Source organism: Arthrobacter sp. UYCu512 (assembly GCF_040547075.1).
Taxonomy (GTDB): domain Bacteria; phylum Actinomycetota; class Actinomycetes; order Actinomycetales; family Micrococcaceae; genus Arthrobacter.
Genome location: NZ_JBEPPA010000005.1, coordinates 42,225 through 67,276, shown reverse-complemented (window position 1 = coordinate 67,276; position 25,052 = coordinate 42,225). Strand labels below are relative to the sequence as shown.

At 66.2% G+C, this 25,052-nt stretch carries 22 protein-coding genes and 1 tRNA gene; 15 read left to right on the top strand and 8 right to left on the bottom strand.

Features of this window, described 5'->3' with window-relative positions; translation table 11 throughout:
- Window positions 1-94 precede the first annotated feature (94 nt).
- Both ABIB49_RS06735 and ABIB49_RS06730 read left to right on the top strand, forming a co-directional pair.
- The gene (locus tag ABIB49_RS06735) at window positions 95-1,267 is read left to right on the top strand and encodes an NAD(P)-dependent alcohol dehydrogenase (RefSeq protein WP_354156832.1); all 1,173 of its coding nucleotides are present in this window, start codon (window positions 95-97) and stop codon (window positions 1,265-1,267) included.
- Window positions 1,264-1,692 (top strand): HIT family protein, encoded by a 429-nt coding sequence (locus ABIB49_RS06730; RefSeq protein WP_253032416.1) that lies wholly within the window; start codon window positions 1,264-1,266, stop codon window positions 1,690-1,692. The genes ABIB49_RS06735 and ABIB49_RS06730 overlap by 4 nt, the downstream gene beginning before the upstream one ends.
- A 51-nt stretch (window positions 1,693-1,743) precedes the next feature.
- Here ABIB49_RS06730 and hrpA read toward each other — a convergent pair whose 3' ends face one another.
- On the bottom strand, window positions 1,744-5,772 hold the full coding sequence (hrpA, locus tag ABIB49_RS06725) for an ATP-dependent RNA helicase HrpA (RefSeq protein ID WP_354156831.1): 4,029 nt from the start codon (window positions 5,770-5,772) through the stop codon (window positions 1,744-1,746).
- A 111-nt stretch (window positions 5,773-5,883) separates the two neighbouring features.
- On the opposite strand from hrpA, the gene ABIB49_RS06720 reads away from it, so the two are divergent.
- Window positions 5,884-6,066, top strand: coding sequence for an SDR family NAD(P)-dependent oxidoreductase (locus ABIB49_RS06720; protein ID WP_349358604.1), 183 nt, complete (start codon window positions 5,884-5,886; stop codon window positions 6,064-6,066).
- 218 nt (window positions 6,067-6,284) lie between these two features.
- Entirely contained in the window at window positions 6,285-6,875 is a 591-nt protein-coding gene (locus ABIB49_RS06715) for an SDR family NAD(P)-dependent oxidoreductase (protein ID WP_226774434.1), read from the top strand.
- 58 nt (window positions 6,876-6,933) lie between these two features.
- Here ABIB49_RS06715 and ABIB49_RS06710 read toward each other — a convergent pair whose 3' ends face one another.
- Window positions 6,934-7,101 (bottom strand): hypothetical protein, encoded by a 168-nt coding sequence (locus ABIB49_RS06710; RefSeq protein WP_283479328.1) that lies wholly within the window; start codon window positions 7,099-7,101, stop codon window positions 6,934-6,936.
- 81 nt (window positions 7,102-7,182) lie between these two features.
- On the opposite strand from ABIB49_RS06710, the gene ABIB49_RS06705 reads away from it, so the two are divergent.
- Entirely contained in the window at window positions 7,183-8,151 is a 969-nt protein-coding gene (locus ABIB49_RS06705; protein ID WP_283479329.1) for a GlxA family transcriptional regulator, read from the top strand.
- 13 nt (window positions 8,152-8,164) lie between these two features.
- Here ABIB49_RS06705 and ABIB49_RS06700 read toward each other — a convergent pair whose 3' ends face one another.
- The 6 genes from ABIB49_RS06700 to ABIB49_RS06675 form a co-directional block, all read right to left on the bottom strand.
- Entirely contained in the window at window positions 8,165-8,476 is a 312-nt protein-coding gene (locus tag ABIB49_RS06700; RefSeq protein ID WP_283479331.1) for a protealysin inhibitor emfourin, read from the bottom strand.
- Window positions 8,477-8,584: 108 nt separating this feature from the next.
- The gene (locus ABIB49_RS06695; protein ID WP_283479332.1) at window positions 8,585-9,643 is read right to left on the bottom strand and encodes a M4 family metallopeptidase; all 1,059 of its coding nucleotides are present in this window, start codon (window positions 9,641-9,643) and stop codon (window positions 8,585-8,587) included.
- A gap of 229 nt (window positions 9,644-9,872) precedes the next feature.
- A tRNA-Arg gene (locus tag ABIB49_RS06690) sits at window positions 9,873-9,945 on the bottom strand.
- Between the two features lie 78 nt (window positions 9,946-10,023).
- Window positions 10,024-11,559: a ferredoxin--NADP reductase gene (locus ABIB49_RS06685; protein ID WP_282360431.1), complete on the bottom strand. Its 1,536-nt coding sequence runs from the start codon at window positions 11,557-11,559 to the stop codon at window positions 10,024-10,026.
- Window positions 11,556-12,428, bottom strand: a complete 873-nt coding sequence (locus ABIB49_RS06680; protein ID WP_226774440.1) for an FAD:protein FMN transferase — start codon at window positions 12,426-12,428, stop codon at window positions 11,556-11,558. The genes ABIB49_RS06685 and ABIB49_RS06680 overlap by 4 nt, the downstream gene beginning before the upstream one ends.
- Before the next feature lie 36 nt (window positions 12,429-12,464).
- The gene (locus ABIB49_RS06675) at window positions 12,465-12,902 is read right to left on the bottom strand and encodes an FMN-binding protein (RefSeq protein WP_354156830.1); all 438 of its coding nucleotides are present in this window, start codon (window positions 12,900-12,902) and stop codon (window positions 12,465-12,467) included.
- Window positions 12,903-13,087: 185 nt separating this feature from the next.
- Here ABIB49_RS06675 and argS point away from each other — a divergent pair, with 185 nt between their 5' ends.
- The 10 genes from argS (at window position 13,088) to ABIB49_RS06625 (ending at window position 25,051) form a co-directional block, all read left to right on the top strand.
- On the top strand, window positions 13,088-14,737 hold the full coding sequence (gene argS / locus ABIB49_RS06670) for an arginine--tRNA ligase (RefSeq protein ID WP_226774442.1): 1,650 nt from the start codon (window positions 13,088-13,090) through the stop codon (window positions 14,735-14,737).
- A gap of 5 nt (window positions 14,738-14,742) precedes the next feature.
- Window positions 14,743-16,245 (top strand): diaminopimelate decarboxylase, encoded by a 1,503-nt coding sequence (gene lysA / locus ABIB49_RS06665; RefSeq protein ID WP_283479333.1) that lies wholly within the window; start codon window positions 14,743-14,745, stop codon window positions 16,243-16,245.
- Window positions 16,246-17,592, top strand: coding sequence for a homoserine dehydrogenase (locus ABIB49_RS06660; protein WP_226774444.1), 1,347 nt, complete (start codon window positions 16,246-16,248; stop codon window positions 17,590-17,592).
- Window positions 17,593-18,699 (top strand): threonine synthase, encoded by a 1,107-nt coding sequence (gene thrC, locus ABIB49_RS06655; RefSeq protein WP_283479335.1) that lies wholly within the window; start codon window positions 17,593-17,595, stop codon window positions 18,697-18,699.
- A 2-nt stretch (window positions 18,700-18,701) separates the two neighbouring features.
- Window positions 18,702-19,688 (top strand): homoserine kinase, encoded by a 987-nt coding sequence (gene thrB, locus ABIB49_RS06650; protein ID WP_226774446.1) that lies wholly within the window; start codon window positions 18,702-18,704, stop codon window positions 19,686-19,688.
- 40 nt (window positions 19,689-19,728) lie between these two features.
- A complete protein-coding gene (locus tag ABIB49_RS06645) occupies window positions 19,729-19,944 on the top strand; it encodes a hypothetical protein (protein ID WP_226774447.1) in 216 nt (71 codons plus the stop codon).
- A gap of 69 nt (window positions 19,945-20,013) precedes the next feature.
- The gene (gene rho / locus ABIB49_RS06640; protein ID WP_283479337.1) at window positions 20,014-22,179 is read left to right on the top strand and encodes a transcription termination factor Rho; all 2,166 of its coding nucleotides are present in this window, start codon (window positions 20,014-20,016) and stop codon (window positions 22,177-22,179) included.
- A gap of 105 nt (window positions 22,180-22,284) precedes the next feature.
- Window positions 22,285-23,358, top strand: a complete 1,074-nt coding sequence (gene prfA, locus ABIB49_RS06635; protein WP_226774449.1) for a peptide chain release factor 1 — start codon at window positions 22,285-22,287, stop codon at window positions 23,356-23,358.
- 17 nt (window positions 23,359-23,375) lie between these two features.
- Window positions 23,376-24,287 (top strand): peptide chain release factor N(5)-glutamine methyltransferase, encoded by a 912-nt coding sequence (gene prmC / locus ABIB49_RS06630; RefSeq protein WP_354156863.1) that lies wholly within the window; start codon window positions 23,376-23,378, stop codon window positions 24,285-24,287.
- A complete protein-coding gene (locus ABIB49_RS06625) occupies window positions 24,284-25,051 on the top strand; it encodes an L-threonylcarbamoyladenylate synthase (RefSeq protein ID WP_253032431.1) in 768 nt (255 codons plus the stop codon). Before prmC ends, ABIB49_RS06625 begins: the two co-directional genes overlap by 4 nt.
- Window position 25,052 lies beyond the last annotated feature (1 nt).

Genomic DNA, 25,052 nt, shown 5'->3' with positions numbered 1-25,052 from the left:
TTCCTTGCTGAACAGACGTCCGGGCTGCGGCAAGCAACCGCCGACTTCCCGCGGCGAGTGGCATAGCGGCCGCTCCCGCGGGTAGCGTCAGGCTATGACACCAGGACGCCCCGTACCGCCGCCCCTTGCCAAGCCGCTTCCCGATCTGACCACTGGCACTACCGACAGCACTGACACCCTCACGCCGGGACCGAGCCTTGCCGCCGCTTACGGCGCTACCGCCAGCGACAGCGGGCTGGTTCCCTTGACGGTTGCGCGCCGCGCGCCGAAGGACGACGACGTCGAAATCGCCATCGAGTTCTGCGGACTCTGCCATTCGGACGTCCATGCCACACGGGGCGAATGGGGAACCCAGAACTATCCGCTGGTTCCCGGCCACGAAATCGTGGGCCGGGTCAGCCGTGTCGGCTCCGCAGTCGACGAGTTCAGCCTCGGCGAGCGGGTGGGCGTCGGGTGCCTGGTCGATTCCTGCCGTGAATGCGAGAGCTGCCGTGACGGCCTGGAGCAGTACTGCGAAAACGGCATGACCGGGACCTACGGCGCGAAGGACCGCCGCAACCGGGACGCCATCACCCAGGGCGGCTACGCCACCTCTGTGGTTGTGGACCGCCGCTACGTCCTGCATATCCCGGACGGCCTTGATCCGGCTGCCGCGGCCCCGCTGCTGTGTGCAGGCATCACCACCTATTCCCCGCTGCGCCACTTCGGCCTCGAGGCGGGGGACGTTGTCGGCGTCGTTGGCCTCGGCGGACTGGGTCACATGGCTGTGAAGCTCGCCAAGGCCATGGGCGCCGAAGTGAAGGTCTTCACCACCTCGGAGTCCAAGGTCGCCGCCGCCCGCGAACTCGGCGCCGATGACGTCATCCTGTCCCGCGACGAGGCCGCGATGGACGCCGCGAACCGCAGCATCGACGTCATCATCGACACCGTCGCCGCGCCGCATGACCTCAACCCGTACTTCCGGACCCTGCGCGTGAACGGGGCGCTCTTCCAGCTGGGGCTGCCCTCCGAGGAGATGCCACCGGTGAACCCGGGCGCATTGATCCGCCGTCGGATCGCGTACGCAGGCTCACTGATCGGCGGCATCGCCGAGACCCAGGAAATGCTGGACTTCTGCGCCGAGCACGGTGTCACCTCCGACATTGAGCTGGTCCGCGCCGACCACCTCAATGCGGCCTACGACCGCATGGTGGCCGGAGACGTGAAGTACCGTTTTGTCCTGGACACCAGTACCCTCGGAACACCCTCGGAAAGGGCAGACGCATGAGCACTCTCTTCACCAGGATCATCAACGGCGAGATCCCCGGCCGCTTCGTCTGGCGCGAGGACGACGTTGTGGCCTTCCTTACGGTAGGCCCGCTCGCCGACGGACACACCCTTGTGGTGCCAACCGCGGAGGTGGACCGCTGGACCGATGCGCCCGCTGAAATGCTGGCCCGCGTGATGCAGGTGGCCCAGACGATCGGGGCAGTCCAGGTCGGGGTGTTCGACGCGGCACGCGCCGGCCTCATTGTGGCCGGCTACGAGGTCAACCACCTCCATGTCCATGTGTGGCCGTCCCGCACCATGGCGGACTTCGACTTTGGCTCGGTGGACCAGAATCCCGATCCGGCCCGGCTGGACGCCAACGCCGAAAAGCTCCGCGAAGGGCTCCGGAAAGCCGGGCACTCGGCACACGTTCCGGACGCCTGAGGCGTAGCCGTTCGGAGCCGCTGGCACCGGCCTGACGGCCCCAACGGGTCGTCAGGCCGGTGCCAGCGCCTTGTTAAGCACAGCGCGGATCCGCTTTTCCGAGACGGAATAGGCTGTCCCCAGCTCGACGGCGAAGAGGCTCACCCGGAGCTCCTCGATCATCCAGCGGACCTGGGTTAACTCGGTCCCGGCCCGCCTGCCCGGCAGCAGTGCCGACGCGGCGTCGTCGTAGTCGTCCTCCAGTGCCTGGACGGCGGCCATGTGCTGGGCGTCCCGCGCGACGTTCGTTGGGAGTTTCTCGAGGCGCTTCTCGATCGCCGCGAGGTAGCGCGGCAGCTGGCTGAGCTGGCTGTAGCCGGTGCGTGCCACAAAACCGGGAAACACAAGTTGCTCCAGCTGGCTCTTGATGTCGTTGAGTGCGCTGATCAGGGCCAGGCTCGTTGTGTCTTTGAGCGCCCGCTCGATCCGCCGGGTGCTGGCCAGAATGCGCTCCACGACGGCGGTAACCGTAAAGACCGTATCGATGAGGTCCGCCCGGACTTTCTCGTACAGGGCGTTGAACGATCCTTCGTCCCACGGCAGAGCGGCAGGGGTGAGCTTGTCGATGGCGGCGAGGGCGCAGTCGGCAATCAATGCCGTCACGGAGCCGTGCGGGTTCTGGCTGAACGTCAGCTTTTCCGCGTTGTTCAGGTGTTCCAGGACGTAGCGGTCCGGCGGCGGCACCCTCAGTGCGAGCAGGCGGATGACGCCGCCGCGCATGGCCTGCTCTTGTTCGGAGCTGGTCTGGAAAAGCCGGAGCGCCACCGACGCTCCCTCATCCACGAGCGCAGGGTAGCCGGTGACGGTGTGGCCCTTCACGGTGCCCCGGACCTCGCGCTGCACTGTTCCGAAGGACCAGGATGTCAGTGCCGCCTTCTCGGCGAAACCGGTCGAGGCTGCGGCCTCCCCGGAGGCCGCAGTTGTAGACGCCGTGCCGGCAGCCTGCGCTGCCCCGGTGCGGGCCACCGAGTTCTTGGACGTGCCGTGGCCCATAATGCCGGACCGCGGCGCCGTTGTTGCGGGCGTGGCGCCCAGCGACTCCGCGATGGCGCGGCGGGTAGCCGGTGCCAGCCGATCCTGCAGCACTGAAAGGTCCTTGCCTTCCTCAAGTATCTTTCCGCCGGAATCCACCACTCGGAAGCTGACCCGCAGGTGCGGGGGAACAGCGTCCCAGCTCCAGGAATGCGGCGGGATGACCTGGCCGCGGATCCGGCGCAGGACCAGCTCGAGGGAGGCCTCCAGCTCGTCGGCGGCCGGATCGAAGTCCGCCTCGAGGGCTGCGACGGCCTGCCGGGCGACGTCCGGTGCCGGCACGAAGTTCTTACGCACCTGCTTGGGCAGCGACTTAATCAGGGCGGTGACCAGCTCCACGCGCTGGCCCGGAATGAGCCAGCGGAACGCCGCGTCGTCCAGCTGGTTCAGGAACAGCACGGGCACCTCGGCGGTGACGCCGTCGGACGGGTTGGGCGGCGACCCGGGGGCGACGGGATGGAACTCGTAGCTCAGCGGCAGCTCAAAGCCCTTGTGCAGCAGGGTCTTTGGGTAGGCCGAGTCATCCAGGGCATCTGCGTCCTCACTGATCAGCAACGCCTGGTCGAAATCGAGCAGCGCCGGGTCCTGCTGCCGCGCGTCCTTCCACCACTTGTCGAAGTGCCGCTCGGAGACAACGTCCTTGCCGATCCGGGCGTCGTAGAACTCGAAGAGCGTCTCGTCGTCCACCAGGATGTCCCGGCGCCGCATCCGTGCCTCCAGCTCCTCGACCTCGTGCAGCAGGGCCCGGTTGCGGTGGAAGAACTTGTGGTGGGTCTGCCAGTCACCCTCGACGAGGGCATGGCGGATGAACAGCTCCCGGCAGAGCTCGGGGTCCACCTTGCCGTAGTTGATCCGGCGGCTCGGGATGATGGGCACGCCGTACAGCGTGACCTTTTCATGGGCCATCACCGAACCCATCTTTTTGGACCAGTGCGGCTCGCTGTAGCTGCGCTTGACCAGGTCCGGCGCTACCTGCTCTACCCAGAGGGGATCGAACTTCGCGGCCACCCGCGCCCACAGCCTGCTCGTCTCCACAAGCTCAGCGGCCATCACGAAGGTGGGGGACTTCTTGAACAAGGCCGATCCCGGGAAAATCGCGAAGCGGCTGCCGCGGGCGCCGGCGTATTCGCGCTTGCGCTCGTCAAGGATGCCAACATGGCTCAGCAGGCCCGAGAGCAGGCTGATGTGGATGCCCTCATGGTTGCCCACCGGATCGGCGAGGCGCTTGTTGTCCAGGCTGATGCCGAGCGGCCGGGCCAGCTGGCGGAGTTGGGCGAAGAGGTCCTGCCACTCGCGGACACGCAGGTAGTTGATGAACTCGGCACGGCAGAGCCGGCGGAACGCGGTGGAGGAGAGCTCCTGCTGCTTTTCCTGGAGATAGTTCCAGAGATTCAGGAACCCGGTGAAGTCCGAGTTCTCATCCCGGAACCGCGCGTGTTTCTCCGCAGCGAGCTGCTGCTTGTCGGTCGGGCGCTCGCGCGGATCCTGGATGGTGAGGGCCGCGGCAAGGATCATGACCTCGCGGACGCAGCCGCGCTTGCCGGACTCGACGATCATCCGGCCGAGCCTCGGGTCCACGGGCAGCTGGGCAAGCTGCTGCCCGACGGCGGTCAGGGCCCCGCCGTTCCTCCCGTCGGCACCGGCCGGCGGCCGGCGGCCCGCGCGCTCACCCGTCTCCTCCGGCGCACGTGCTGTGCTCAGGGCACCGAGCTCGCGCAGGAGGGCGACGCCGTCGTTGATGGCGCGGGAGTCCGGCGGCTCCACAAACGGGAAGTTTTCGACATCCTTCGGCCCGCGGGCGACTCCCATAGCGGTCATCTGCAGGATGACTGCGGCGAGGTTGGTGCGCAGGATTTCCGGATCGGTGAACGGCGGGCGGGACTGAAAGTCCTCCGCCGAGTACAGCCGGATGGCAATGCCGTCCGAGACACGGCCGCAGCGCCCCGAACGCTGGTTTGCCGAGGCTTGGGATACCCGCTCGATCGGCAGGCGCTGGACCTTGGTGCGGTGCGAATAGCGGGAGATGCGGGCGGTGCCGGTGTCGATGACGTATTTGATGCCGGGGACGGTCAGGGAGGTCTCAGCGACGTTGGTGGCCAGCACAATCCGGCGCTTGGCCCCGGGGTGGAAGACCTTGTGCTGTTCCTGCAGGCTCAGCCGGGCGAAGAGCGGGAGCACCTCGGTTCCGGCGAGCTTCCGGTTGGACTGGATCCTGCCGTTGAGGGCCTCGGCGGCGTCGCGGATTTCACGCTCGCCGGAGAAAAAGATGAGGATGTCGCCGGGGGCTTCCTGCGCGAGTTCGTCGACGGCGTCGCAGACGGCGTCCAACGGGTCACGGTCCTCCTCCAGTTCATCGTCGGAGGCCGTGTCCGCGTCATCGCCGGTGGCTCCGCCGGCCGGCTGGGAGAGCGGCCGGTAGCGGATTTCGACCGGGAACGTCCGACCGGAGACCTCGATGATCGGCGCCGGTACGTCCTCGCTGCCGAAGTGCTTTGCGAAGCGCTGCGGGTCGATGGTGGCCGAGGTGATGATGATCTTCAGATCCGGCCGCTGCGGCAGGATCCGCTTGAGGTAGCCGAGGATGAAGTCGATGTTCAGGCTGCGCTCGTGGGCTTCATCGATAATGATGGCGTTGTATTTCCGCAGCAGCTTGTCGCGCCGGATCTCCGCCAGCAGAATGCCGTCGGTCATAAGCTTGACCTTGGTGTTGCGGCCAACCTCGCCCGTGAACCGGACCTGGAAGCCGACCTCCTGGCCGATCTCCACGCCGAGTTCCTCTGCGATGCGTTCGGCCACGGTGCGGGCCGCGAGCCGCCGCGGCTGGGTGTGACCGATCAGGCCGTTCTCGCCCAGGCCCAGCTCCAGGCACATCTTGGGAATCTGGGTCGTCTTACCTGAGCCGGTCTCGCCGGCAATGATGGTCACCTGGTTGGCCGCAATGGCCGCCATCAGGTCCTCGCGGCGCTCGGAAACGGGCAGCTCGGCGGGGTAGGAAATATGAAAAGTCATGGCTTCAGACAGTCTACTGGGAACTCTCGGGCCAGCGCCGCCAGTGCCGTCCGCACGAAGAAACTAAGCATACTGAGGAATATGTCGGTACCTGATGGTCTTGGCCTCACTATGACTACTATCGCAATCATTGGAGCGGGTTCCGGACTCGGCAAGGCGGTCGCGCGGCGTTTTGGCGCGGAAGGCTTCGCTGTCGCGCTGATTTCCCGTCACCAGGGAAACGTTGATGCCCTGGCCGCGGAGCTGGCCGGCGACGGCATCGAAGCCCAGGGGCTTCGCAGCAGATGTCCGTAATCCCGAATCGATCACCACGGCACTGGAACGCGCCACCGAGGCACTCGGCCCGATTGAGGTCCTGCAGTACAGTCCGCTGCCGCAAAAAGACTTTATGCGACCGGTGCTTGAGACGACCCCGGCGGACCTTGTGGGCCCGGTGGAATTCTCCATCTACGGTCCGGTCGCAGCAGTGCACCAGGTCCAAGGCACAGCAGCACTTCGGCCGGCTCGACGTTGTGGTCAATAACGCCGGCTACGGCCAGTTCGGGACGGTTGAGGAACTTAGCGAGTCAGAGGCCCGGGACCAGATCGAGACGAATCTTTTTGGTGCGCTGTGGGTAACCCAGGCTGCGTTGCCGTTCCTGCGGAGCCAGGGCAGCGGCCACATCCTGCAGGTGTCCTCCGTAGGCGGCGTCTCGGCATTCCCCACGGTGGGCATCTACCACGCCTCCAAGTGGGCGCTGGAGGGTCTGAGCCAGTCGCTCGCGCAGGAAGTGGAAGGCTTCGGCATCAAAGTGACATTGATCGAGCCAGGCGGCTTCGCCACGGATTGGGGCGGCAGCTCGGCGCGCCACTCCAACGCCCTGCCGGCCTACGACGCGGTGCGGGAGCAGGCCGCCAATCGGCCCAGCCGCCGCGGAACGCCGGGAGATCCCGTGGCTACGAGGGATGCCATCCTGACGCTGGTCGACTCTGAGGCGCCCCCGTTGCGCATCTTCTTCGGCGAGGCGCCGCTGGGGATCGTGACGGCCGATTATGAAGCGCGGCTGGCTGCCTGGAACGAATGGCAACCACTCTCCGTAGCCGCCCACGGCGGCCGGAGCTAATAAAAGGAGGCCCCATTGCCGGTCCGTGGACCGGCCGCGGTGCCTCCTTTCGCCCGGCTCAGAAGATCCGGAGGGTATGGCTGACGCTGGGCAGGTCCGGTGCGGACCGGTAGTCGTCCGAACGGACCGGCGGGTTGTGGCCCGGCCCGTCCCTGCGCAGTGCGGAGACCGTGGCGCCGATGCCAACGACGGTTAGGATAACGACGGTGATTCCGACGAGTTCCATAGCTCCATGGTTCGCCGGTCCGGGGGTCAAACAAAGTGGCAGAAATGCCCATAAAGACATAATTTCTGCCATGCTTGCTTGATGATCAACTCAGTGGCGATGATCGTGGTGCCGCGCTTTTCAATCTTCGAATTCGCGACGGCCTTCGAAGTGTTTGGCGTCGATCGCTCGGAGCGCGGAACCGGCGTGCCGGTTTTTGATTTTCGGGTCTGCACTCCGGTACCCGGCGATGTCCCGATGAAGTCAGGACTGTCCATGCGGATAGATTTCGGGCTCGACGCCGCGGCGGACGCGGACCTCGTGATCATGACCCCCTACGACCGGGACGGGGACCTTCCCGAGCCCGTCCTTGAGGCGCTCCGTGCCGCGCACGCCCGCGGTGCCTGGGTGATGTCCATCTGTTCCGGGGCTTTTGCGCTGGCCCGGGCTGGACTGCTGGACGGCCGCCGCTGCACCACCCACTGGCACTTTTCCCGGGAGCTCGCCGGACAGTACCCTGCAGTTTTGGTCGACGAGGACGTCCTTTACGTCGAAGACGGCCGAATCATCACGAGTGCCGGCACGGCCGCAGGTATCGACGCCTGCCTGCATTTGGTCCGGGTGGAATTTGGGGCCGCCGTCGCAGCGGCCATCGCCCGGGACATGGTGGTGCCGCCGCACCGGGACGGGGGCCAGGTCCAATTCATCGACCGGCCAATACCGGCCTGCGGCTCCGCGCCCATGGAGGAATTGCTGCAATGGATGCTCCGCCATCTGGGGGAGGAGCATCCGGTCAATGAACTTGCCGCCCGCGTCCATATGTCACCCCGGACGTTTGCCCGTCGGTTTCGTTCCGAAACGGGCGCCACCCCTGCTGCCTGGCTCAATTCCCAGCGTGTACTCCGCGCCCAGGAGCTGTTGGAGACCACTGACCTCACAATTGACGAGATCGCCCGCGCCTCAGGTTTCGGCCATTCGGTGCTGTTGCGGCACCACTTCGCCAAGGTGCTTGACACCAGCCCGCAGTCCTACCGCCGTACTTTCCGCGGACACCTGTCGGCTGCTGTCTAACGGACCCGCTGAGTCATCGAAGCGGCGCGGTCACCCCGCCCGACGTTGGCTCCGCCGCAGCCTTGGCCGTTTCCACGAGGTCCCGCCACGGTCCGGTGACGGCGTTCTCCGGCAGGGTGGCGCGCCGCTGTCCGGCCCGGATGTTGTACAGGAACCGGTCGGGCTGCCCCCCGGCGGCTCCCCGGGCCGCAGCCGGGACCGTGTCCCAGGGGCAGGCCTCGATCAGCGGTTGCCAGAGATCCGTATCCTCCGGCGGCGCGGGTTGCACGGTCCACGTCCGCTTTATGCCGGCAATGCCACCGCTGCGCTGGACAGTAATCTTCACTAGGCACCGGCTTGAATCGAAAACGGGTTTGGTAGGACGGCCATTTGCATGGACCTCGAATTTTTAGGGCGGTGACGTTCACGGGATCCGGAGCGGGACCGGGAAGTCCTACCGCCGGACGCCAGTGAACTTTACCTTCACAGTTTCCCACGCGGAGAGCACGGCGTCATGCTCTTTGGATTCCGCTCCGAAAAGCTCCCCGGCCGAGGCCGCAGTGGCCTTGGCGAATGCGCCGAAGGTGGCATCCGGAGCCAGGGTGCCGCCCGTCAGCGTTTCGTACCAGATCCGTCCCGGCGCCTCCCAGGCGTTGCCGCCCAGCGCCGCCGCCACGAGGTAGAACGCCCGGTTGGGGATGCCGGAGTTGATGTGCACGCCGCCGTTGTCGGCACTGGTGCGCACATAGCCTTCCATCGAGCCCGGCTGCGGGTCCTTGCCGAGAACGTCGTCGTCATACGCAGTGCCGGGGTCTTTGAGGGAACGCAGGGCGGCCCCCTGGACCTTGTCCGTAAAGAGGCCCTCGCCGATCAGCCAGCTGGCCTCCGCCGTCGTCTGCTTCCCGAGAAACTGCTCAACCAGGGCGCCGAAGACATCTGACATTGATTCGTTCAGTGCGCCTGCCTGGTTGCGGTAAACCAAGCCGGCCGAGTACTGCGTGACGCCATGGGCGAGTTCGTGGCCGATCACACTCAGGGACTTTGTGAACCGCTCGAAAACCTCGCCGTCGCCGTCGCCGAACACCATCTGCCGGCCGTCCCAGAAGGCGTTGTCGTACAGGCGGCCATAGTGCACCGTGGCATCAAGGTGAAGTCCATTGCCGTCGATGGAGTTCCGGCCGAAGGCCTCGGCGTAGAGCCGGTGGGTGTGGCCAAGACCGTCGTAGGCCTCGTTGGCTGCGGGGTCGTTGACGGCTGGCTCACCCTCCTTGCGGACCATGCTGCCGGGGAGTTGCTCGGCTGATTTGGCGTCATAGACTGTCCGTTCCGGTGGGGACGGCCTAAGTTCGCGCAGGGCGGGATGGCTGCCTGGCCCGGGTGTGGCACGGGAAGCCTGAAACCCCGGGACGTGCAGCAGGGCTTCCTTGGCTGCACGCGCTACCGCGGAGTGTTCGGGTCCGTGCTGGGCTGCCAGGCGGCGGAGCAAATACGGAGGAACGATGGTGCAGTACATGTGAGACCCCTTTGCGCTTCGGCGGGATCCGGTAGTGGTGCGGTGGCCGCACCCGGGCAGGCCACCGCCTCCAGCCACCAGGCCGAGACCCCGCTGCCGATGCACCCAGCCTACGAGCGGGCACCGACAAATGGCAGGATGGCGCGCCTTGAATGCCCCGTCCGCCTGCCCGTTGCGTCGAGATGCAAAGAACCCCGCCGTTTCAATGAAACGGCGGGGTTCTTGTTTGTGCCCTCGATTGGAATCGAACCAACGACCTTCTGCTCCGGAGGCAGACGCTCTATCCCCTGAGCTACGAGGGCAGTCAGGGTTCCTGCCGTTACCGGCGGGACGTCCTAGAGCTTAGCAGGAAGGGGGCCTCCAAGGGAAAATCGACGCGCTCAGTAGCCGGAGAAGGAGTCCACGTGGATCCTCCGAGCCCCGGACCGGCGGGCAGCGGCGCTGAGTGAGCGGACACTCGCCGGCGAGCCCGACACGTAGACATCCCGGTCCGCGACGTCGGGAACAAGATCTTTCAGCGAGGCACCATCGATCCGGACGGCGCCCGCGTCCTGCATAAACGCCGGCGGGGCGGACCCGTCGGCCAGGCGGGCGATAACCCGGACGCCGGTGCGTTCGAGCTCATCGGCGTAGGCGAGTTCGGCGGCACTCACGGCGAGGTACAGCAGGACCACGTCCCGCGCACCGGCGGAAGCCCCGGTGAGCTGGGCCAGATACGGGGTGATGCCGATACCGGCCGCGATCAGCAGCACCGGCGCTCCGGCCGCCCGCGGCAGCACAAAGTCGCCGCCGATGCTGGTGGCCGTCAGTTCTTGGCCGGGTTCCAGGGCCAGGAGCGACTGTTTTGCCGTGGAGAGCTGACCGCCCGTCCCGACCCCGATCGTCAGCGCGGTCGAGTCCGGCGGATTGGTCAGGCTGAAGACCCGCCGCCGGCCTTTGTGGTCGGCCTTCGAATGCGGCAGGTTCAGTTCGATGTACTGTCCCGGGGTGAAGCGGAGCGGGCGCTCCGGCTGGAAGCTGAATTCCGTCGTCGTCGGGGTCAACGGACGCGAGCCCCGGAAGCGGAGCAGCACACGGCCGCGCTGGCCGGCGGCAAAAGCGAGGGCGTTCCCTGCCAGCAGCGCCAGTTCGGGGGAATTGGCCACGAAGCCCAGGTTGTACGGGACGGCGAACAGCAGCCCGACGACGGCGGCCAGCGCCAGCTGCTGCCACCGCCGCGGCGGCAGGGTGAGCGGCTCGGTGAGCATAAAACCGACGAAGAACAGCACCGGGCGCTGTGCCAGGGTCTGCCACAGCGCCTCGCCCGGCAGCATCCCGGTGCGCAGCAGTTCCACGGCTGCAACTGACACTGCAACCAGCGTGAACACGGACGCCATCAGCAGCTTCCGGACCCGGTAGAGCACCAGCAGGACCCCGGGCAGCATCAGCCAGAGCATTGCCGGGGTGGCGGCCCACCAGGTGGCGATGTTGAGTCCGGTCAGCCCGGTGAGGAACGCCCCCGCCGCCGCCGGGTTGAAAAGGTGGCGGCCGCGCCAGGCCAGCGCGTATTTAGATACCGAGGCCAGCACGCAGGCGAGGGCGACACCGGCCAGATCCAGGTACTGCAGCCCGGCCGAGAACTGCGTCGGCCAGAACAGGAAGTACAGCAGCAGCCCGGTAATCAGCGCCGACTCGGAGTGCGGCCGCACATGGAACACTGCTGCGAGGCCCCGGTTGGAGGCATAGCTCAAGCCCAGGCAGAGGACCAGGTGGGCGGTCATCTCCGGGAGCCCGAACGTCAGCCAGCCGAGCACATCGAGCAACAGGCTGTAGCCGGCCAGCACGGCCAGGACCCACAGGACCAGCCGGTACATCGTAAATCGGCCCAGGGCTGCGTCCAGCCGTGAGCTGAGAGGTGTCGGGATTGTGGTGGTCATGGGAACAGCACCCCTTCAAAATCGGCTGAGTACTCGGCGTGGCCGTCCGAGTGGACCGTCAGCCAGGCGACGTCGAATGTCTCCTGCAAACGGGATCCCTCGACGAAAAACAGCGCAGTTGCCAGTGCATCGGCGACCATGGCCGTCGCAGCCATGGCCCAGCTGGCAACGACGGTGCGCACCGGCACCCCGGTGGTTCCGTCCAGCACGTGGTGCAGTCCGTCGCCCCAGGCCCGCCGGTTTGCAGCGGACCCGCAAAGTGCGCCGGATCCCAGACGCACGATGCCGATGGCCCGGTCAGGATCATAAGGATGCTCAAGGCCCACATCCACACCCAGGGCGCCGGCATTGAGCAAATCACCGCCGGCATCGATGAAATGTTCCTCGATCCCGGCGTCGCGAAGTACTGCGGACATCAGGTCCGCCAGCTGGCCTTTGCCGGCGGCCCCGACGTCGATCACCACCGGGGCGCTGATGGTCAACACCCTTCCCTGCCAGTTCAGCACCTCGTCCCAAACCGGGGCAGGCAAGGGCACCCCGACCGGGCGCAGGGAGTACCCGGCGTTATAGCCGAGCTGTTCGAGGCTGGCGCCGATGAGCGGTGTCATGGCACCGCCGGTGAGCGTATACAGCGTCTGATAGAGCGGCCCCAGGGTGGCTGCCTCGGCCGGCAGGACGTAGCGGCCCGGCCGCCTCGCCGCGGCAGAGATCAGGGAGTCCGGCCGGAACCGGGACCAGGCGCTGTCGTAGTCCGAGAGGGTGGCGAGCAGCCGGCGGCGGAGCGCGTCCGGAAGCGGTGCGGGTGTTGAGATCTCCCAACGGGTACCGATTCCTTCGAAACGGAAACCGGTCCAGCCCGGATGCGCCACGTTTCCTCCTGCCGGCTGCTGGCTATGACTTGCTGGTCATGACGCGGCCTCGGCCTTGATCTTCTCGACAGCCTGGTTGAAGCCGCCGCTGGTCAGCGAGGAGCCCGCCACTTTGCTGACCTTGATCGCGTCGAGCCTTTTGCCGGAAATCTGGGCCTTGATGCCACTGGCGAATTCGCCCTGGAACTTCTTGGTGTTGGGGTTGGATGGGTGGGGGGTGATCTGGACATCGGATACTGCACCGGCGGCCAGTGTCAGTGTCACGCCGACGGTCTCGGTGCCGTTGGGCGAGACATAGCTGCCGTCGGCGCTGTACGTGCCGTCCCTGTAGGCGGCGGTGCCTGCCGCGGCGGACGGTGCGGTCCCGGTCGCGGCGGTTCCGGCGGCCTGTCCGGGTGCGCAGCCCGCCGCGGAGCCCACCAGGGAGAGTCCGGCGATGCCAACGAAGACGCTTTTCCGGAACGAGGTGGTCATACGGCGGCTCATTTCTGTAGCGACGATTGGAGGCGGTGGTGACGGACGGCTGCGTGCATTGATCGGCGCCCGCCGCCGTTACCCCATGACAACGTATATTTCAGCGTAGTGGTTCATCCCGCGATCCGGGCCGGTCCAACAGTCGCCAAATTCCCGTCACACCACCGCCCCGGTAGGCTGGAACCGTGACCCCTGAAGAACTCTCCCTCGCCATATCCGCCTGCCTGAAAGACGCCGTCGCCGCCGGTGAAATCGGACTTTCCGCATCCGACGTCCCGGATGAGGTGCGCGTTGAGCGTCCGAAGAACCGGGACCACGGCGACTGGGCCACCAACATTGCCCTACAGCTGGCCAAGGCCGCGGGCACCAACCCGAGGGAGTTTGCTTCCCTGCTCAGTGCCCGGCTGACGTCCATTGCCGGGGTGTCCGCCGTCGAGATCGCCGGGCCGGGGTTCCTGAACATCACCGTGGATGCCGGCGCTGCCGGCGCCCTGGCCAAGGCCATCGTCGAAGCTGGAGCCGGTTACGGCACCAATACCGCGCTCGCCGGCCACACGATCAACATGGAATTCGTTTCCGCGAACCCCACCGGCCCGCTTCATATCGGCCATACCCGGTGGGCCGCGCTGGGCGATGCAATCGCCCGCGTCCTCCGGGCCTCCGGCGCCGATGTCACGGCCGAGTACTACGTCAACGATGCCGGCTCGCAGATGAACGTCTTTGCCGATTCAGTGCTTTCCCGGCTTCGCGGCCGCGGAGTGCCCGAAGGCGGCTACCCGGGCGAGTACATCGCGGATCTGGGCCATGAGGTACTGACCCGCCATCCGGACATCCGCGAGCTGACCGACGTCGCCGCCCTGCCGGTGATCCGGGGCGCGGCGTACAAGGCCCAGCTGCAGGACATTCAGCGGACCCTGGCCGATTTTGGGGTCGACTTCGATGTCTACTTTTCCGAACAGGAACTCCACGACGCCGGCGCCATTGGGGACGCCGTAGCGCGGCTCCGGGAACAAGGACACGTCTACGACGACGGCGGCGCGGTCTGGCTGCGCACCACCGACTTCGGTGATGACAAGGACCGCGTGATGATCCGCGCGAACGGCGAACCCACCTACTTCGCCGCCGACGCCGCTTATTACCTGTCCAAAAAGGACCGCGGCTACACCGAGAAGATCTACCTGCTCGGTGCCGACCACCACGGCTACATCAACCGGCTCAAGGCCATTGCTGCCGCTGCCGGGGACGATCCGGAGGTCAACATCGAGGTCCTGATCGGCCAGTTGGTCTCGGTCAACGGCGCCAAGCTCTCCAAACGCGCCGGGAACATCATCGAGCTCAAGGACCTCATCTCCTGGCTGGGCAAGGACGCGGTCCGTTACTCGCTGGCGCGCTTCCCTGCTGACTCACCACTGACCCTGGACCCGGAACTGCTGAAGAAACACAGCAACGAGAACCCGGTGTTCTATGTCCAGTACGCGCACGCCCGGTCCTGCGGTACGGCCCGCAATGCCGTCGCCGCCGGAGTGGACCGCAGCGCTTTCGAGGCGTCCCTGCTGGAACACGCCACCGAAAATGAGCTGCTCTCCTACCTCGGCAGTTACCCTTCGATTGTGGCCAGGGCCGCTGAACTGCGCGAGCCGCACCGCGTGGCGCGCCACCTGGAAGTCATCGCCGGCGCCTACCACCGGTGGTATGACGCCTGCCGTGTGGCGCCCCAGGGCGACGAACCGATCACCGACCTTAACCGCACCCGGCTGTGGCTCAACGACGCCACCAGCCAGGTGCTGGCCAACGGACTGGAACTGCTGGGCGTCTCGGCGCCGGAACGGATGTAACCGTTATGACCACCAACCCTTCCATCACCTCCGGTGCGGCCTCCCCGCTCGCGCCGGACTGGCTGGCCGTCCCCGCGGACCTCAACGCCCTGCACAAGCCGTTGTGGGCCGGCGGGGTGGCCCGCAATAACAGCGGGGAGCTGACCATAGACGGGCTGGCCGTCAGCGAACTGCAGCGCGAGTTCGGTACTCCGCTGTTTGTGTTGAGCGAGAGCGACTTCCGGGCCCGGGCCAGGGCTTTTTCCGATGCTTTTAATAACGCTTTCGCCGACATCTGCGGGGGAGTGGACGTCTACTACGCGGGCAAGTCCTTCCTGTGCACCGCGGTGGTCCGCTGGGTGGAGGAGGAGGGGCTGCGCTTGGACACGGCCTCCGGCGGCGAACTCGCCGTCGCGGCCCGCGCCGGGATCCCCGGCGCGGACGTCGCGCTGCACGGCAACAACAAGTCCGACGCCGAGATCCACCGTGCCCTGGACATGAAACTGGGCCGGATCGTCATCGACAGCCTGGCCGAGCTGGACCGCGTAGCGAAGATCGCAGACGCCCGCGGCGAAACGGCGAAGGTGATGCTGCGGCTGACCCCGGGCGTGCACGCCCACACCCACGAATTCATCGCCACCGCCCACGAGGACCAGAAGTTCGGTCTTTCCATGGCCGGGGATTCCACCGAACAGGCCGGGCTGTCCGCGGCCGAGGAAGCCGTGGCTGCGGCTTCGGGCTACCCGGGCATTGAACTTCTGGGCCTGCACTGCCACATTGGTTCGCAGATCTTCGAGCCGGACGGATTTGCCCTTGCCGCGGAGAAGCTGCTCGACTTCCTTGCCGCGATGCAGGAAAAGTACTCGATAGTGCTGCCCGAGCTCGACCTTGGCGGCGGCTACGGTATCGCGTACACGCCTGTGGATACGCCGCGGCCGGCCGCCGAGATCGCGCAGGCGATGGCCGCCGTCGTCCGTTCCAAATGCGAGCAGCTGGGCATTACGGCCCCGAGGATTTCGATCGAACCGGGCCGTGCGATCGTTGGCAGCACCACCTTCACCTTGTATGAAGTAGGCACCCTAAAGACGGTCCGGGTGGATGCGCCGGCCGCCCGCACCGACGTTTCCGGTGCACCGGGCGAAAACTCAGGGAAAAACGTTACGTACCCGCGACGGTATGTGTCGGTGGACGGCGGGATGAGCGACAACCCCCGCCCGGTGCTTTACGACGCGGATTACTCGGCAATCCTGGCCTCGCGCGCCACCGCCGCGGCTCCGCAACTGTCCCGCGTGGTGGGCAAACATTGCGAGAGTGGCGACATAGTTGTTAGAGATGTATACCTGCCCGAGGACGTGGCAGCCGGTGATCTGCTCGCTGTACCGGGGACCGGCGCCTACTGCTGGGCCCTGTCCAGCAACTACAACTATCTGGCCCGGCCGGGCGTTGTCGCAGTGTGCGACGGATCTGCCCGGCTCATTGTCCGCGGGGAAACCGAAGAAGATCTGCTGAACCGCGACATGGGAGTCTGAATGACTGAATTGCGAACCCTGAAAGTAGCCCTCCTGGGCTGTGGCAATGTTGGGGCCCAGGTTGCGCGGATTCTCCTTGACGACGCCGACATGCTGGCCTCGCGTTCCGGTGCCCGCCTGGAACTCGTTGGTATTGCCGTGCGCAACACCGACGCACCACGGGATGTTGAACTTCCCCGGGAACTCTTTACCACCGACGCCGGCGCTCTGGTTAAGGACGCCGACCTGGTGATCGAGCTGATGGGCGGCATCGAGCCGGCGCGCAGCCTGATCCTGGCTGCCATGCGGAACGGCGCTTGCGTCGTCACCGGCAACAAGGCACTCGTTGCCAAGGACGGCCCGACGCTTCACGAGGAAGCGGATAAGGCCGGCGTCCAGCTGTCCTATGAGGCCGCCGTCGCCGGCGCCATTCCCATCCTGCGTCCGATCCGGGACAGCCTTTCCGGCGACCGGATCACCCGCGTGCTCGGCATCGTTAACGGCACCACCAACTTCATCCTGGACCAGATGGATTCGACCGGGGCGCAATTCGCCGATGCCCTGGCCGAGGCCCAGCGCCTGGGCTATGCGGAGGCCGACCCCACCGCCGACGTTGAAGGCCACGACGCCGCCTCCAAGGCCGCGATCCTGGCTTCGCTGTCCTTCCACACGAGGTTTTCCCTCGATGATGTGTACTGCGAGGGCATCAGCTCCGTCACCGCCGCCGACATCGCCGCGGCGAAGGACGCCGGTTTTGTCATCAAGCTGCTCGCGATCGCCGAAAAGTTGACGGCCGCAGGCGGGGAAACCGGCACGGAAACCGACGCCGCAGGAACCACCGGTGTCTCGGTTCGGGTCCACCCGACGCTGCTGCCGCGCGAACACCCGCTGGCAGCAGTACGCGGTGCATTCAACGCCGTTTTTATCGAGGCCGAAAACGCCGGCGAGCTGATGTTCTACGGGCAAGGTGCCGGCGGCAAGCCCACGGCCTCCGCAGTTATGGGGGACCTTGTCTCGGCAGCCCGCAGCATCGTCCTGGGCGGCCCGGGCAGGGCCGAGACCACCACGGGGAAGGTATCGGCGCTTCCCATCACTGCCGCTGCCACCAGCTACTACATCGGCCTGGACGTCGCGGACCAGCCCGGTGTGCTGGCCAAGATCGCCCGGCTTTTCGCCGACCACGGCGTCTCCATTGAAATCATGCGGCAGACCACTCATCGCGATGCTGATTCCAACATCGAGTCGGCGGAACTCCGGATCGTCACCCACCGCGCAAGCGAGGCCGCATTGGCGGCCACCGTCGAGGCCGCCAAGGGCCTGGACGTTATCAATTCCGTTACATCCGTCCTTCGGGTAGAAGGAGTCTAAGTGGCTCACCAATGGCGCGGCGTTATCCGCGAGTACGCTGAACGTCTTCCGGTCACCGAGGCAACCGAGGTGATTACCCTGGGGGAGGGCGGCACTCCGCTCGTTTACGCCCAGCAGCTTTCTGCGCTCACCGGCTGCGAGGTCTACCTCAAGGTCGAAGGCATGAACCCAACCGGTTCGTTTAAGGACCGCGGCATGACGATGGCCATAACGGCCGCGGTGGCCGCCGGCGCCAAGGCCGTTGTGTGTGCCTCCACAGGCAACACCTCCGCGTCCGCCGCCGCTTATGCGACCGCGGCCGGGCTGAAATGCGTTGTGCTGGTGCCGGAAGGCAAGATCTCCATGGGCAAGCTCAGCCAGGCGATCGCCCACGGCGCAACCCTGTTGCAGGTCGACGGAAACTTCGACAACTGCCTCGACATCGCCCGCAAACTGGGGGAGTCCTACCCGGTTTTCCTGGTCAATTCGGTCAACCCGGCCCGGATCCAGGGCCAGAAAACCGGCGCGTTCGAGGTGGTTGACTGGCTCGGGGACGCTCCCGACTTCCATGTGCTCCCGGTGGGCAACGCCGGCAACATCACCGCGTATTGGAAGGGCTATAAAGAGTACTGCGCGCCGTTTGAATCCACCACCGCCGGCACACTTGCCGCCGTGTCCACCAGGACCCCGGTGATGTGGGGCTTCCAGGCAGCCGGCGCGGCACCCTTTGTCGCGGGCCATCCGATCACCGAGCCCGACACGATTGCGACAGCCATCCGGATCGGCAACCCCGCCTCCTGGGACAGTGCAATTGCGGCGCGCGACGAGTCCGGCGGCGTGATCGAAGCCGTGTCCGATGCGGAAATTCTGGCAGCCCACCGCTGGCTCTCCGCCCGTGAGGGTGTATTTGTGGAACCCGGCTCGGCTGCGGGCGTCGCCGGGCTGATCAAGAAGCACACCGCCGGCGAGGTGCCGGTTGGCAAGACAATTGTCATCACCGTAACCGGCCACGGCCTCAAGGATCCGCAGTGGGCGCTCCGCGCGGAGGACGGCAGCGAAGTGCAGCCCGTCAAGGTCGCCAACGACGTCGTCACCGTAGCCACAGCCCTCGGACTGGAAGAAAAATAGCCGTGGAAACCACCCTCACCGTCCCGGCAGAGTCCGCCGCCGACGCCCCGGAGATACCGGCCGGGCAGCTCGTGACGGTCCGGGTGCCGGCCACCAGTGCGAACCTTGGCCCCGGCTTCGACAGCCTGGGTTTGGCGCTGTCCCTGTTCGACACCCTGTCGGTGGAAACCCTGGACAGCGGCGAGCTGGAATTTGAGCTCAGCGGAGAAGGGGCGGAATCCCTGCCCCGTGATGCCAGCCATCTGGTGGTGAAGGCAATCACGGAGGCCCTGCACCGCCTGGGGTTCCGGCACGGCGGGCTTCGGATCACGGCAGACAATGTCAACCCGCACGGCCGCGGTTTGGGCTCCTCAGCGTCAGCCGTGGTCGCCGCCGTCACCGCCGCCAATGCGCTGGTTCCCGAAGCATCGCGCCGGGGCAAGGACTGGGTCCTGCAGCTCACCAGTGAGATGGAAGGCCACCCGGACAACGTCGCACCCGCAATTTTCGGCGGACTGGCGCTCTCATGGCAGGACAGTGACCAGTACAGCAGCACGTGCGCGGCCGTCGCTGCGGCGGTTGTTCCGGTGGTCGCCGTGCCGGACTTTGAACTATCCACCGAGACGGCGCGTGCCCTGCTGCCGGCCTCGGTGGGCCACCACGCCGCGGCGATGAATTCCGGACGTGCGGCCCTGCTGATCCACGCGCTGACGCAAAAACCGGAGTTCCTCCTTGCCGGCACCGAGGACTACCTGCACCAGAGCTATCGTGCCGAGGCCATGCGGCCCAGCGCCGACTTGATCGCGGCTTTGCGGCGGGCTGGCTTTGCGGCCGCCGTGTCCGGGGCCGGGCCCACGGTGCTGGTCCTGGCCAATGGGGTGCGGCAGGCAGAGGCTGCCGTCGCGTTCATCAACGCTTTTACGGCCGGCAACACGCCGGACGTCGGCTGGCGCGTGATGAAGCTGGCTGTGGACGTCGAAGGTGCTAAAGTGGAAGTGCACCGGCGGTAATCACGCAGGCGGTAATTCAGTTACTGTTCAAAAGACCGCGATGTTGGCCTTGTTGCCTCTCTCATCTTTCACTGCGAAATATTGCCCGGTGCCGCCTGCTTTTGGTCTGACGCAGGAATCCGCAGAAAATATCCCTGCACCCCTGAAGAGTCAGCCCGCCGTTTCTCATTTCTTTGGAACGCGCCAGGCGATGCAGTATCTGGCCGTGCTGGCCAATTTCCATCCGGCAAGGCCGAAATCCCGGCTGCAAATCTGAACTGCAGCCCAGATCAAATCATCGCGTCCAGCTCCTAGCCTGGCCGCCGTCGAGGGGGAAGGATCCTTCGTGACCGAAACCACTGAGCTGTCTTCAGCTGTGGAAACATCATCTTCTGCTGCCGGATCGTCAACGGCCGCACCCGCCAAGAGCAGTGGCCTTGCAGGCCTCAAGCTCGCCCAGTTGCAGGCTCTCGCCAGCCAGCTGGGGATTTCCGGCGGTTCCCGGATGCGGAAGGGCGATCTTGTCTCTGCAATTTCGGCTCACCGCGCCGGTACCCCGGTGTCCAAGGCGCCGGCCCGCGGCGCTGAAACGGTGAACGGCAACGGCAGCGCCCCACAGGCAGCGGCGCCGGTCGCTGCTCCGGCTGCCGCCGTCGAATCCGAGGCTCCGGTCCAGGAAAATCCGCGTGCCCGGGGACGTGGCCGCAGCCGCCGCGCCGGCAGCGACGGCGTCATCACTGCTACTGCCACCGAGGCCCCCGCCCAGACCGCTCCCGCAGCGGAGGCTCCGGCAGCTGCCGAATCCAACGCCGTCGAGTCCGGCTCGGTTGCTGCCTCGGAAGGCGCCGACCGTGCCCGCCAGCCGCGGACCCGCAACCGCCGCCGCGGCGAAGCTGCTGCCCAGGCACCCGAGCAGGCTGCAGCCCAGTCCGCACCCGTCGTCGAGGCCCCCGCCGAGCAGCGCCAGGCAGACCAGGGCAGTGAAGACGGCCAGCGCCGGGAGAACACCCGCAGCCGCGGCGGCCGCGACGAGGTTGCTGCCAGCCGCGATAACGGGGGCAACCGCGATAACAACCGGGACAACGCAGCCAACCGCGATAACGCCGGTAGCCGGGACAACGCAGCCAACCGCGATAACAACCGGGACAACGACGACAGCGATGGCGGCAGCCGGCGGAACCGCCGGAACCGGCGTGACCGCAACGACCGCAATGACCGTTCCGGCGGACAGGACAGCCGCGATAACAACGCGCGCAATGACCGTTTCCGCGACCGCAATGACCGGCGTCGGGGACGCGCCCAGGGCCCGGACGTCGACGACGTCGAGGTCACCGAGGACGACGTCCTGCTGCCGGTCGCCGGCATCCTGGACGTACTGGAGAACTACGCGTTTATCCGCACCTCCGGTTACCTGCCGGGCCCGAACGACGTATATGTCTCCCTAGCCCAGGTCAAGAAGTACAACCTGCGCAAGGGCGACGCAGTCGTCGGGGCCATCCGTGCACCGCGCGAAGGCGAGTCCCAGCAAACGAACCAGCAGCAGACCGCCCGCCAAAAGTTCAACGCGCTGGTCCGCGTCACCTCGGTCAACGGCAAGACGCCTGAGGAACTCAAGGACCGCGTTGAGTTCGCGAAGCTGGTCCCGTTGTACCCCTCCGAGCGCCTGCGCCTGGAGACGGACCCCAAGAAGATCGGCCCCCGCGTCATCGACCTGGTCGCCCCGATCGGCAAGGGCCAGCGCGGCCTGATCGTCTCGCCGCCGAAGGCCGGCAAGACGCTCATCCTGCAGTCAATTGCCAACGCCATCACCACCAACAATCCTGAGGTCCACCTCATGATGGTGCTTGTTGACGAGCGCCCCGAAGAAGTCACGGACATGCAGCGCACCGTGAAGGGCGAGGTCATCGCCTCGACCTTCGACCGCCCCGCCGACGACCACACCACGGTGGCCGAACTCTCCATCGAGCGCGCCAAGCGCCTCGTGGAAATGGGCATGGACGTTGTGGTCCTCCTGGACTCGATGACCCGTTTGGGCCGTGCCTACAACCTGGCGGCACCGGCTTCCGGCCGTATCCTCTCAGGTGGCGTCGACTCCGCCGCGCTGTACCCGCCGAAGCGGTTCTTCGGTGCCGCCCGCAACATCGAAAACGGCGGCTCGCTGACCATCCTGGCAACCGCGCTCGTCGAGACCGGTTCCAAGATGGACGAGGTCATCTTCGAAGAGTTCAAGGGCACCGGCAACATGGAACTGCGGCTGTCCCGCCAGCTCGCGGACAAGCGCATCTTCCCGGCGGTGGATGTCAACGCCTCAGGCACGCGCCGTGAGGAAAACCTGCTCTCGCCCGAGGAAGTCAAGATCATGTGGAAGCTGCGCCGGGTCCTGTCCGGACTTGAAACGCAGCAGAGCCTTGAACTGCTGACCAACAAGATCCGGGAGACCCAGAGCAACGTCGAGTTCCTGATGCAGGTGCAGAAGACGACGCTTGGTGCGAAGTCCGATAACGACAAGTAGCTGAGTCAGGGGCGGGGCCGTCGCATATTTGCGGGCCCCGCCCCTTTGTCGTTCCACCCAACGCACGGCATTACTAGACTTGTAGAAGTCGAAAGAGGTTTTGAAATGTTTGAGTCCGTACAGGGCCTGTTGGATGAGCATGATGCCATCCAGGCGCAGCTTGGGGATCCTGCTGTCTACGCTGACCAGAAGCTTGCCCGAAAGCTGGGGCGGCGCTCGGCCCAGCTGAACGGCATTGTCGAGGCGTACCACGCCTGGCACGGTATCGAGGATGACCTTGCCGCTGCCAAAGAGATGGCGGACGAAGACCCGGAGTTTGCTGCCGAGGTTCCGGTCCTGGAGGCCGGGCTGGAGACGGCGGCGGCCAAGCTTCGCCGGCTCCTGATTCCGCGGGACCCCGACGATTCCCGCAATGTGATCCTTGAGGTCAAGGGTGGTGAAGGCGGCGACGAGGCTGCCCTTTTTGCCGCCGACCTGCTGCGGATGTACACCCGGTACGCGGAAACCCGGGGGTGGAAGACCGAGATGATTTCTGCCAACGAATCCGACCTGGGCGGCTACAAGGACGTCCAGGTGGCGATCAAGGGCAACTCGAGCGACCCGGCAGAAGGTGTCTATGCGCGGCTCAAGTTCGAAGGCGGCGTGCACCGGGTGCAGCGCGTTCCCGTGACGGAATCCCAGGGGCGCATCCACACCTCCGCTGCCGGTGTGCTGGTACTTCCCGAAGTGGACGAACCCGAAGAACTTGAGATCAACCAGAACGACCTCAAGATCGACGTCTACCGTTCGTCCGGCCCCGGCGGCCAGTCCGTGAACACCACCGACTCCGCTGTCCGGATCACCCACCTTCCCACCGGCATTGTGGTGGCCATGCAAAACGAAAAGTCGCAGCTGCAGAACCGTGAAGCCGGCATGCGTGTCCTGCGTGCCCGCATCCTGGCGCACCAGCAGGAGCAGATTGATGCCGAAAACTCTGCCCAGCGCAAATCACAGATCCGCACCATGGACCGCTCGGAGCGAATCCGCACGTACAACTACCCGGAAAACCGGATAGCGGACCACCGCACCGGATACAAGGCGTACAACTTGGACCAGGTTATGAACGGCGACCTGGAACCGGTCATCCAGTCGGCCATCGAGATGGACGAACAGGCCCGCCTCGACGCTATCGGCGACTAGCCGGGCCCGGCGTGGTGATACCAGAAGGAGCCGGCCTGAGCCTTGCGGACGCCGTCCGCGAGGCCACCGCAGCGCTGGCCGCCGCGGGGGTCCCGAGTCCGCGAGCCGACGCGGAACTGCTCGCAGATCATCTGCTGGGCGTTGGCCTCGGCCGGCTCCGTGCGCTGATGCTCGGTGACAGCCCGGCACCGGTTGGCTATCAGGAGCTCATCGCCGAGCGGGCCCGGCGTATTCCGCTGCAGCACATCACGGGCGTTGCGCATTTCCGGTACCTGGAGCTGGCAGTCGGGCCGGGAGTGTTTATTCCCAGGCCGGAAACCGAAACCGTGGTGCAGCTTGTCATCGACAGACTGCAGGGACAGGCCCATCCTAAGGTGGTCGATCTGGGCACCGGGTCGGGAGCCATCGCCGGGTCGATCGCGCACGAGATTCCCGGCGCCGAGGTCCACGCCGTCGAATTCAGCGAGTTCGCGCACGCGTGGGCTGCGAGGAATCTGCTGCCGCTCGGCGTTCACTTGACCCGTGGTGATCTGCGTGATGCGCTGCCCGGGCACAACGGCACCTTCGACGTTGTGGTCTCGAACCCGCCCTACATTCCTGCCGGCGCGATCCCCAACGAACCCGAAGTAGCGCTGCACGACCCGCCCGAGGCACTCTACGGCGGGGGAGCGGACGGTATGGAGCTTCCGGCGGCGGCAGCGGCTTCCGCCGCCAGGCTCCTGCTCCCCGGGGGATATTTTGTGATGGAGCACGCCGAAGTCCAGGCCGGCTGGATCGCCGCGATGCTGGAGCGCTCCGGACGTTGGTCCCGCGTTACCACACATCGTGACCTCAACGGCAGGGACCGGGCCACGAGTGCCGTCCTTGCCGACCGGCTTCCGCCTGGTGGCCGGGGCAACTCACCCAGTGATGAAAGAATGGGCCAGTGACGACTAGCTACGATTGCACGGCGGCCGAGCAGCGCGCCGCAGGACTTGAACACGCCCAGCGGGCCATCCGGGAGCACAAGTGTGTGGTCTTCCCGACGGACACCGTGTACGGGATCGCCGCCGACGCGTTCTCACCCCTCGCGGTGACCTTGTTGCTGGCATCGAAAGGTCGCAGCCGCAAAATGCCGCCGCCGGTGCTCATCCCCAGGCTCAATGCCCTCGACGGCCTCGCGACGGACGTTCCGGCCGAGGCCCGGCGCCTGGCAGAGGCATTCTGGCCCGGCGCTCTCACCCTGATCCTGCATGCCCAGCCGTCCCTTGACTGGGACCTCGGCGACACCAGAGGCACCGTCGCACTCCGGATCCCGGCCGATGACCTCGCCCAGGACCTCCTGACGCTGACCGGTCCGCTGGCAGTGTCCTCGGCGAACCGCACGGGACAGCCGGCGGCCCAGACCGCTGTGGAGGCCGAAGCCCAGCTGGCGGAATCCGTGGAGGTCTATCTGGAGGGCGGCGCGCGGCCGGTCGAGGGGACCGATGCGCTGCCGTCCACCATTGTTGATGCCACCTCTGTGCCGCTGCGGGTGGTACGCCAGGGTGCCATCAGCCTGGAGCGGCTCCGGGAGGTTGTGCCGGAATTGCTCGGTGCCGGCGAGGAGCCGGCCGCCGTTGATGCCCCGGACACCACCACTGCCACCCCGTCACACAGCACCGCTGAGGACAGCGCTACACCCGCCGCCGACGACGATTCTCCGAGGAACTGAC